The organism is Kitasatospora sp. NPDC057512 (assembly GCF_042802135.1).
GTDB lineage: Bacteria > Actinomycetota > Actinomycetes > Streptomycetales > Streptomycetaceae > Kitasatospora.
Window position 1 is genome coordinate 1 of sequence record NZ_JBHVET010000596.1, and the last position, 5,569, is coordinate 5,569.

The 5,569-nt window shown below is 73.1% G+C and carries 3 protein-coding genes; 1 reads left to right on the forward strand and 2 read right to left on the reverse strand.

Annotation, left to right across the window (positions count from 1 at the left end; translation table 11 throughout):
- Nucleotides 1-115: 115 nt before the first annotated feature.
- Both ACFU6K_RS29925 and ACFU6K_RS29930 read right to left on the reverse strand, forming a co-directional pair.
- Nucleotides 116-1,963 (reverse strand): ABC transporter ATP-binding protein, encoded by a 1,848-nt coding sequence (locus ACFU6K_RS29925; RefSeq protein ID WP_380668249.1) that lies wholly within the window; start codon nt 1,961-1,963, stop codon nt 116-118.
- Nucleotides 1,960-3,828 (reverse strand): ABC transporter ATP-binding protein, encoded by a 1,869-nt coding sequence (locus ACFU6K_RS29930; protein WP_380668251.1) that lies wholly within the window; start codon nt 3,826-3,828, stop codon nt 1,960-1,962. Before ACFU6K_RS29930 ends, ACFU6K_RS29925 begins: the two co-directional genes overlap by 4 nt.
- Before the next feature lie 233 nt (nt 3,829-4,061).
- On the opposite strand from ACFU6K_RS29930, the gene ACFU6K_RS29935 reads away from it, so the two are divergent.
- Nucleotides 4,062-5,489, forward strand: coding sequence for a family 2B encapsulin nanocompartment shell protein (locus ACFU6K_RS29935; protein ID WP_380668253.1), 1,428 nt, complete (start codon nt 4,062-4,064; stop codon nt 5,487-5,489).
- Nucleotides 5,490-5,569 lie beyond the last annotated feature (80 nt).

Consider the following 5,569-nt stretch of genomic DNA (forward strand, 5'->3'; position numbering starts at 1 on the left):
GTGCTGAACCGGGTGGGCGGCCGCCCGCGTACCTCCCTACGGGAAGTGGGGTGGCCCGGCCGGGTGCGTGACGGCGCACCCGGACGGGCACATTCGTGGGGTCCGGGGCGGGGCCCTAGACCAGGCTGTCCCGCCAGGCCCGGTGGAGGGCGGCGAAACGGCCGGAGCCGTCGATCAGCTCCTGTGGGGAGCCATCCTCCACGATCCTGCCCTGATCCATCACCAGGACACGGTCGGCGATCTCCACGGTGGAGAGCCGGTGGGCGATGATCACGGCCGTGCGGCCGGCCAGCACGGTGCGCATGGCCCGCTGCACGGCCTGCTCCCCGGGGACGTCCAGCGAGCTGGTCGCCTCGTCCAGGATCAGCACCGCCGGGTCGGCCAGCAGGGCGCGGGCGAAGGCCACCAGCTGGCGCTGGCCGGCCGAGATCCGGCCGCCGCGCTTGCGCACGTCGGTGTCGAAGCCGTCCGGCAGGGCGGCGATGAACTCGTACGCGCCGATGTCCCGGGCGGCCTGTTCGACCTCCTCCCGGGTGGCGCCGGGGCGGCCGACCGCGATGTTCTCGGCGACGGTGCCGGAGAACAGGAAGGACTCCTGGGTCACCATCACCACCCCGCGCCGCAGCTCGGGGGTGGCCAGGTCGCGCAGGTCCACGCCGTCCAGCCGGATCCGGCCGTCGGTCGGGTCGTAGAAGCGGGCCAGCAGCTTGGCGACCGTCGACTTGCCCGCGCCCGTCGCGCCGACCACCGCGACCGTCTGCCCGGCCGGGATCAGCAGGTCGAAGGCCGGGAGCACCTCCTTGCCCGTCCGGTAGGCGAAGCGGGTGCCCTCGAAGGCGACCGCGCGGCCCTTGCCGGAGGCCTCCGGCAGCTCGGCGGGTTCGGCCGGCTCGGCGACGGTCGGCTCGTGGGCGAGCAGGCCGGCGATCTTCTCCAGGGCGGCGGCGGCCGACTGGTAGCTGTTCAGGAACATCGCCAGCTGGTCGACCGGGTCGAAGAGCCGGCGCAGGTAGAGCGCGAAGGCGGTGAGCACGCCCAGCTCCAGCGCGTCGTCGACGACCCAGTAGGCGCCGAGCAGCACCACGCCGGCGAACCACAGGTTGGCGGTGACGCGGGAGAGGCCGACGTAGCGGGCGATCTCCAGCAGGCCGTCCGCGGTGGCGGTGGCGGACTGCCGGTTGACCACGGCGAAGGCGGCGTCGTTGGCCTTCTCCCGGCGGAAGGCTTGCACCGGGCGGATGCCGTTCATGGTCTCGGTGAAGCGGACGATCAGCGAGGCGGCCGAGGTGCGCGAGCGCCGGTAGACCCGGCGCGAGCGGTGGCGGAAGGACCGGGCGATCAGGGCCAGCGGCAGGAAGGACACCAGCGAGACCAGGCCGAGCCGCCAGTCCAGCACCACCAGCAGCACCGAGATGTAGCAGACCGACAGGAGGACCGTCAGCAGCTCCTGGAGGCCCTCGGAGAGCAGCTCGCGCAGCGCGTCGATGTCGCTGGTGGCGCGGGAGATGATCCGGCCCGAGGTGTAGCGCTCGTGGAAGTCCAGGCTGAGCCGCTGGGCGTGCCGGAAGATCCGGCCGCGCAGCTCCAGCACGATGTCCTGGTTGACCCGGGCGCTGATCTTGATGAAGACCCACTGAAGCACCGGGCTGAGCAGCGCGCAGAACAGGTAGGCCGCGACCACGGCGATCAGCGGGCCGGAGTCGTGCTCGCGCAGCGCCGGGATGCCGCGGTCCATCGCCACCGCGACCAGCAGCGGGCCGGACTGGAGCGCGGCCTGCTGGACCAGGATCACCACCATCGCGATGGTGATCCGGGCCCGGTGGGTGCGGAGCAGCGAGCGCAGCAGCGCCCGGGGCGCGCCCGGCGGGACGGGGATGTCCTCCTCGTCGGTGGGCGGCGGGGGGAGCTCCTCCTCGGCCGGCGCGGCGGGCTCGGCCCGCACGGGTTCGGCGGTGGTGGTCATGCGCGCGCTCCTTCCGGTGCGAGGGGGCCCTCGGGTATCAGGGCGGCCTCGCCCGACATCAGTTCCCGGTAGTGCGCGCAGTCGCGCAGCAGCTCCTGGTGGGTGCCGACGGCCGCGATCCGGCCGTCCGCCAGCACCGCGACCCGGTCGGCGAGCAGCACGGTGCTGGGGCGGTGGGCGACGACCAGGGCGGTGGTGGTGCCGAGGACCTCGCGCAGGGCCCGTTCGACCAGGGCCTCGGTGTGCACGTCCAGGGCGGAGAGCGGGTCGTCCAGGACCAGGAAGGCCGGGTCGCCGACGACCGCGCGGGCCAGCGCGAGGCGCTGGCGCTGGCCGCCGGACAGGCTCAGGCCCTGCTCGCCGACCTCGGTGTCCGGGCCGTCCGGGAGCTTCTCGACGAAGCCGGCCTGGGCGGTGTCGAGGGCGGTGCGCAGCTGTTCGTCGCCGGCGCCCGGGGCGCCCATCAGGACGTTCTCCCGGACGGTGGCGGAGAACAGGGTGGGCTCCTCGAAGGCGACCGCGACGAGTTCGCGCAGCCGCGGCCGGGGCAGCTCGCGGATGTCCCGGCCGTCCAGGGTGATGGTGCCGGCGGTGGCCTCGTACAGCCGGGGGAGCAGGGCGGTGAGCGTGGTCTTGCCGCTGCCGGTGGCGCCGACCAGGGCCATCGTCTCGCCGCTGCGGATGTGCAGGTCGACGCCGGCCAGCAGGTCGGGGCTGCCGTCGGGGGCGTCGGGGTAGCGGAAGCGGACGCCGGTGAAGCGGATGCCGTCGGCGGGCCCGGCGGCGGTGCCCGGGGCGGGGGCGTCCGCCTCGGGGGTGTCCGGCTCGTCCAGCACCTCGAAGAAGCGGTCGGTGGCGGTGGCGGCCTCGTTGGCGTAGGCGAGCAGCCAGCCGAGCGACTCGACCGGCCAGCGCAGCGCGAGCGCGGTGGAGAGGAAGGCGACCAGGGTGCCGGCGCTCAGCTCGTCGTGGGCCACCAGGTAGGCGCCGACGGCGAGGGCGCAGGCCAGCGCGATCTCCGGCAGGCCGACGATGACGGCCCAGAGGTTGGCGAGCAGGTGCGCCTTGCGCAGCTCGGTGCGGCGCAGCTCCTGGGCCTGGGCGCGGAAGCGCTCGGTCATCGACCGGTGCCGGCCGAAGGCCTTGAGGATGCGGATGCCGAGGACGGACTCCTCGACCAGGGTGGCGATGTCCCCGTTCTGGTCCTGGGCGAGCCGGGCGGCGCCGGAGTAGCCGGACTCGAACCGCCGGGTGAGCACGAACAGCGGGACGACCGGCACCAGGGCGATCAGCGCGAGCCGCCAGTCCTGGGTGAACATCACCACGGTGCCGGCCAGGAACATCACCGAGTTGACGATCAGGAAGACCAGCGGGAAGGCCAGGAACAGCCGCATGGTGTACATGTCGGCGGTGGCCCGGGAGAGCAGCTGGCCGGAGCCCCAGCGGTCGTGGAAGGAGACCGGCAGCCGCTGGAGCTTGGCGAAGAGGTCCCCGCGCATCGCCGTCTCCAGCCCGGCCAGCGGGCGGGCCAGCACCACCCGGCGGGTGTAGAACAGCGCGGACTCGACCAGGCCGAGGACCACCAGCAGGCCGACCAGCGGCCAGAGGCCGGCCAGGTCGTGCTCGGCGACCGGGCCGTCCACGATCAGGCCGAGCACCACCGGGACGGCGAGGGTGCTGAGCATGCCGAGGGTGGCGGCCGTCACCGAGACGGCCAGCCGGCCGCGGACGGCGCGCGCGTACGGCCACAGGCGCAGCAGGGAGCGGACCGCGGAGTGCCGCGGCCCGGGCCCGGCGGGGCCGGCTCCGTCGCTCTGGGCGCTTTCCGGGGTGGGGTTCTCGGGTTCTTGTCTGTTCTCGGCCATCGCGGTGAGGGTAGGCAGAGGGGCCGTCATTTCTCATCCGGTTTTTCGCCCCTGTCGGCGGAGTCCGGCGAGAACCGGCCACCCGGACGGGCGGTGCGAGCGCGAAACGAGGGGCGCGCGCCGACGTTCACGCAGGTGGGAGTGCGCCGTGCGCCTCTTGCGGGCGCCTGCCGATGAGCCGATGACATGTCCTGACGGATGTCCATTGGTGCGTGAGTGACAGGAGTGCACAGATGACGGTCGACACCGAGCCCACCCCCGGCCCCGGCTCGGCAACCGTGCAGGTACGGGCCCAGCTCAGCCTCAGCACGACCGCGGCGCGGAACCTGGCGACGACGACCAAGTCGAAGCCGCAGATGCAGGAGATCACCTCCCGCTGGCTGCTGAAGATGCTGCCGTGGGTGCAGGTCAGCGCGGGTACCTACCGGGTCAACCGGCGGCTGAGCTACGCGCCCGGGCGCGGCCGGGTGAGCTTCGCCAAGACCGGCGCCGCGGTGACGGTGATCGCCCCCTCGCTGGCCGAGGTCCCGGCGCTGCGCGGCTTCGAGGACGAGGAGGTGCTGGCCGAGCTGGCCCGCCGGTTCGTGCAGCGGGACTTCGCCCAGGGCGAGGTGCTGGTGCAGGAGGGGACGCCGATCGAGGAGGTGTTCCTGATCGCGCACGGCAAGGTGGACCGGATCGGCACCGGCAAGTACGGCGAGGTGACGGTGCTCGGCACGCTCGCGGACGGCGACCACCTCGGCGACGAGGCGATCACCGAGGGCGGCGGCAGCTGGCCGTACACCGTGAAGGCGAGCACCTCCGGGGTCGCGATGGCGCTGTCCTGGCCGGTGCTCCAGGAGCTGATCGGCCGGTCCGAGTCGCTGCGCGAGCAGCTGCTGGGCTTCGCCGCGGACGCCGCGCAGGCGCAGAACGAGCACGGCGAGGCGGAGATCGACCTCGCGGCCGGGCACCAGGGCGAGTACGAGCTGCCGGGCGCCTTCGTGGACTACGAGCTGAGGCCGCGCGAGTACGAGCTGAGCGTCGCGCAGACCGTGCTCAAGGTGCACAGCCGGGTCGCGGACCTCTACAACAAGCCGATGAACCAGACCGAGGAGCAGCTGCGGCTGACCATCGAGGCCCTGCGGGAGCGGCAGGAGCACGAGATCATCAACAACCCGGAGTTCGGCCTGCTCAGCAACGCCGACTTCGACCAGCGGATCCAGACCCGCTCCGGGGCGCCCACCCCGGACGACCTGGACGAGCTGTTGAGCATGCGCCGCGACACCGACTTCCTGTTCGCCCACCCGCGCGCGATCGCGGCCTTCGAGCGGGAGTGCAACCGGGCCGGCGTCTACCCGTCCACCGTCGACGTCCTCGGCAAGCAGCGGCCGACCTGGCGCGGGGTGCCGATCTTCCCGTGCAACAAGATCCCGGTGTCCGACCAGCAGACCAGCGCGTTCATCGCGATGCGTGTCGGCGAGGACAACCAGGGCGTGGTCGGCCTGACCCAGATCGGCATCCCGGACGAGGTGGAGCCGGGCCTGAACGTCCGCTTCATGGGCATCGACGAGAAGGCGATCGCCTCCTACCTGGTGAGCACCTACTACTCGGCGGCGGTGCTGGTGCCGGACGCGATCGGCGTGCTGGAGAACGTCGAGCTCGGGCACGCCGGGAGCTGAGCCCCGGCTAGGTGGAGGGGGCGGGCGCGCGCAGCAGCCGCAGCGAGCGCCCGCCCAGCACGACGGTGCCGGTCGGGGAC